Raw genomic sequence first — 3,681 nt, 5'->3', positions numbered from 1 at the left:
TAGCCGAGGGCGACGAGGCCGTAGACCATGAACGGTTCGAAAGTGGCGTTGGCGAGCATGCCGCCGGTCTTGGTCAGCTCGGTGAAGCCGATGATCGAGGTCACCGCAGTGCCCTTGACCACTTGCACCGAGAAACCCACGGTTGGCGCCACGGCGATGCGCAGCGCCTGCGGCAGGATCACGTAGCGCAACTGCTCCAGTGGATTCAGCGCCAGGCTCGACGAGGCTTCCCATTGGCCATGGGGGATTGCTTCGACGCACCCGCGCCAGATCTCCGCCAGATAGGCGCTGGTGAATAGCGTCAAGGCAATCGCCGCGGCCATCCACGGCGAGATCTCGATCCCGGCCAGCGCCACGCCGAAGAACACCAGAAACAGTTGCATCAGCAGCGGCGTGCCCTGGAACAGCTCGATCCAGGTGCGGGCAATGTTGCTCTGCAGCCGGTTTTTCGAGATGCGCATGATCAGAATCAGCAGCCCGACGAGGCCGCCGCCGATGAACGCCACCAGCGACAGCGCCAGCGTCCATTGCAGGCCGGTGAGCAGGTTGCGCAGGATGTCCCAGAAGGTGAAGTCGCTCATCGGCTGCTCCTCGCGATATAGCGGCGGCCGACCCAGTTCAGCAACTGGCGGATCAGCAGCGCCATGCACAGGTAGATCAGCGTGGTCAGCGCATAGGTTTCAAAGGCGCGGAAGTTGCGCGACTGAATGAAGTTGGCGGCGAAGCTCAGCTCCTCGGTAGCGATCTGCGAACACACCGCCGAACCGAGCATGACGATGATGATCTGGCTGCTCAGGGCCGGCCAGACCTTGCCCAGCGCCGGCAGCAGGATCACGTGGCGGAATGCCTCGAAGCGGCTCATCGCCAATGCGGCAGCGGCCTCCAGTTGTCCGCGCGGAATCGCCTGAATGCCGGCGCGGATGATCTCGGTCGAGTACGCGCCGAGGTTGATCACCATCGCCAGCACCGCCGCCTGCCACTCGGAAATCTGCACCCCGAGGGACGGCAGGCCGAAGAAGATGAAGAACAGTTGCACGAGAAATGGCGTGTTGCGGATCAACTCGACGTAGACGCCGAAGATTGCCGAGAACGGGCGGATGTTCCACGCCCGCACCAGCGCGCCGACGATGCCCACGCCGACCCCGAGCACTGCGCCAATCGCCGTCAGTTCCAGGGTGAACAGTGCGCCGCGCAGCAACAGATCGGTGTTTTGCAGCACCGACATGAAATCGAACTGATAAGCCATCAATTGTCTCCCGCGCGACCGGTCAGAGATCGGCCGGCAGCGGCTCTTTGAGCCAGGTCTGCGAGTTTTTCTCCAGCGCGCCGTCAGCCTTGGCGGTGGCGAGGATTTCGTTGACCTTGCCCAGCAGCGCCGGCTCGTTCTTGTTCACGCCGACGTAGACCGGCGAATCCTTGAGCTTCACTTTCAGCGCCGGCACACGTTTCGGGTTCTTCTCGCTGATGGCGACCATCACCACGTTGCCGCTGGCGATCAGGTCGACCTGGCCGGCGAGGTAGGCGGCGATGGTCGAGTTGTTGTCTTCGAAGCGCTTGATGGTCACGCCTTCGGGGGCGACTTTGCTCAGCTCGATGTCTTCGATGGCGCCACGGGTGACGCTGATGGTCTTGCCCTTGAGGTCGTCGAGGCTGCTGATTGCTGCGTCCGGCGGGCCGAACACGGCGAGGTAGAACGGCGCGTAGGCGTGGGAGAAGTCGATGACTTTCTCGCGCTCCGGGTTCTTGCCCAGGCTGGAGATCACCAGGTCGACCTTGCCGGTAGTGAGGAACGGGATGCGGTTGGTGCTGTTGACCGGGGTCAGTTCAAGTTTGACCTTGAGCTGATCGGCCAGCAGTTTTGCCGTGTCGATGTCCAGGCCACGGGGTTTCATGTCCGGGCCGACCGAGCCGAACGGCGGGAAGTCCTGGGGCACGGCGACTTTGAGTGTGCCGCGTTTGACCACGTCGTCCAGACCATCGGCGTGGGCGGGGGCCTGGCTCAGCATCAGGCTGGCAAACAGGGCGGTAAGGAGGGCGCTGTAACGCAGGCTCATGGCAAATCTCCGGATCGGCGGGAAGTGTTTTCTGCGATCGGACAGAGCATGCGCCGTGCCAATACCCGGATTTATCCCCGGCAGGCCGCGGGTTTGCCGGGTTTGTTCGGTCTTACTGGTCTGAACAGTCAGCTGGTTTTTCGCACCCCGATAGCGCATCGCCGGAGGGCGCCGAACCCTGCTGGGGCACGACTTGCCGGATCCGGCGAATAGCTTTACAACTAGCCGCACCTTGGCCTGGCTCGTCTGAAAAACCATGAACTCGATCTCCCGCGCCGTACCCGAAGTGGCGCTGCAAGCCATTCGCAAACTGATCACCGAGCAGGGTTTCGGCGCGGGCGCTGCGTTGCCGTCGCAACGGGATCTGGCGGTGCAACTGGGAGTCAGCCGGGCGTCGCTGCGCGAGGCGCTGTCGTCGCTCAGTGCGCTGGGCGTGGTCAGCATCCAGCCGGGCAAAGGCGTGTTCGTGCAAGCGCCGGTGGAAATTGCGCAGGCTGACAATGCCCCGGGCTGGCCGTTTGCGGCGCAGGCCTCGCCGCTCGATATCTTTCAGTTGCGCTATGCCCTGGAGGGATTCGCCGCCGGGTTGGCGGCGGTGACCTTGAGCACCTTCGATCTGGATGCGCTGGAGGACAACGTCGCGGCGATGCGCGAGCAGTTGAAGGCCGGCGATTTCGAGGCGGCGGCGAAACTCGACTTCGACTTTCACCGGCGCATTCTGCTGGCCAGCGGTAATCAGGCGATGCTGAGCATCCTCACCGCCAGTGCCGAGATCTTTCTGGAGAGCCAGAAGCTACCGTTCATCCGCGCCGAACGGGCGATGGAAACCTGGCAGGAACACCGCAAGATCCTTCGCGCCCTGGCCCGCCGGGCGTCCGCCGCGGCGCAGAAGGCCATGCAGGAGCACGTGCGCAACGCGGCCCTGCGCACCGGCATCGCCTTCATCGCCCCCGCCACCGCGTGACTTGAGCTATACCCAGACTCATGGGCCGCCATAGCAAGACTCAATCAACTGCGGCTTCCTGAACAAGGGAAGGGCGGATATGATGGGCCACGTTTTTTTGCTTACAACCTGGAGAATTCCATGAGCAGCGATCTTATCAAACACGTTAGCGACGCCAGCTTCGAAGCCGACGTACTCACGGCCGAAGGCGCTGTACTGGTCGACTACTGGGCTGAATGGTGCGGACCTTGCAAAATGATCGCTCCGGTTCTGGACGAGATTGCCGAGACTTACAAAGGCAAGCTGACCGTCGCCAAACTGAACATCGACGAAAACCAGGAAACCCCGGCCAAGCACGGCGTGCGTGGTATCCCGACCCTGATGCTGTTCAAGAACGGCAATGTTGAAGCGACCAAGGTCGGCGCCCTGTCGAAGTCGCAACTGGCTGCTTTCCTCGACGCCAACATCTAAGCGTCGTCGTAAATCGCCGAAAAAAAGCCTCGCAATTTGCGGGGCTTTTTGCGTATTCAGGGCTAGACGCTCCGAAACTCAGGTGGTACATTCGGCCCCGCACTGGTTTCTCCACTGCCCCCTGCTAGCCGTCGCCGACGCACTCCTTTTCGAACAAGAACGCGATCCTGTCGCCTTCTCCGCGGCGCGGCCTCATTAAGCCAGAAGCTTCTT

5 protein-coding genes are annotated in these 3,681 nt (G+C 62.3%); 2 read left to right on the top strand and 3 right to left on the bottom strand.

The annotated features are described in order from the left end of the window. The 3 genes from ACIOUG_RS17790 to ACIOUG_RS17780 all read right to left on the bottom strand — a co-directional run. Window positions 1–581, bottom strand: a 581-nt coding sequence (locus tag ACIOUG_RS17790; protein WP_401067310.1) for an amino acid ABC transporter permease, incomplete at its 3' end; no start/stop codon positions are given. Next, complete coding sequence (locus ACIOUG_RS17785; RefSeq protein WP_401067309.1) at window positions 578–1,246, bottom strand: amino acid ABC transporter permease; 669 nt, start codon at window positions 1,244–1,246, stop codon at window positions 578–580. The genes ACIOUG_RS17785 and ACIOUG_RS17790, both read right to left, overlap by 4 nt. Window positions 1,247–1,268: 22 nt before the next feature. Further along, a complete protein-coding gene (locus ACIOUG_RS17780) occupies window positions 1,269–2,054 on the bottom strand; it encodes a transporter substrate-binding domain-containing protein (RefSeq protein ID WP_401067308.1) in 786 nt (261 codons plus the stop codon). A gap of 256 nt (window positions 2,055–2,310) precedes the next feature. Here ACIOUG_RS17780 and ACIOUG_RS17775 point away from each other — a divergent pair, with 256 nt between their 5' ends. Next, window positions 2,311–3,018, top strand: a complete 708-nt coding sequence (locus tag ACIOUG_RS17775; protein WP_401067307.1) for a FadR/GntR family transcriptional regulator — start codon at window positions 2,311–2,313, stop codon at window positions 3,016–3,018. A 120-nt stretch (window positions 3,019–3,138) separates the two neighbouring features. Then, complete coding sequence (gene trxA / locus ACIOUG_RS17770; RefSeq protein ID WP_401067306.1) at window positions 3,139–3,468, top strand: thioredoxin TrxA; 330 nt, start codon at window positions 3,139–3,141, stop codon at window positions 3,466–3,468. Window positions 3,469–3,681: the final 213 nt, after the last annotated feature.

The sequence above is a fragment of the Pseudomonas sp. NPDC087803 genome, from assembly GCF_044742995.1.
Taxonomy (GTDB): domain Bacteria; phylum Pseudomonadota; class Gammaproteobacteria; order Pseudomonadales; family Pseudomonadaceae; genus Aquipseudomonas.
This window is presented reverse-complemented; position numbering and strand designations above follow the sequence as displayed.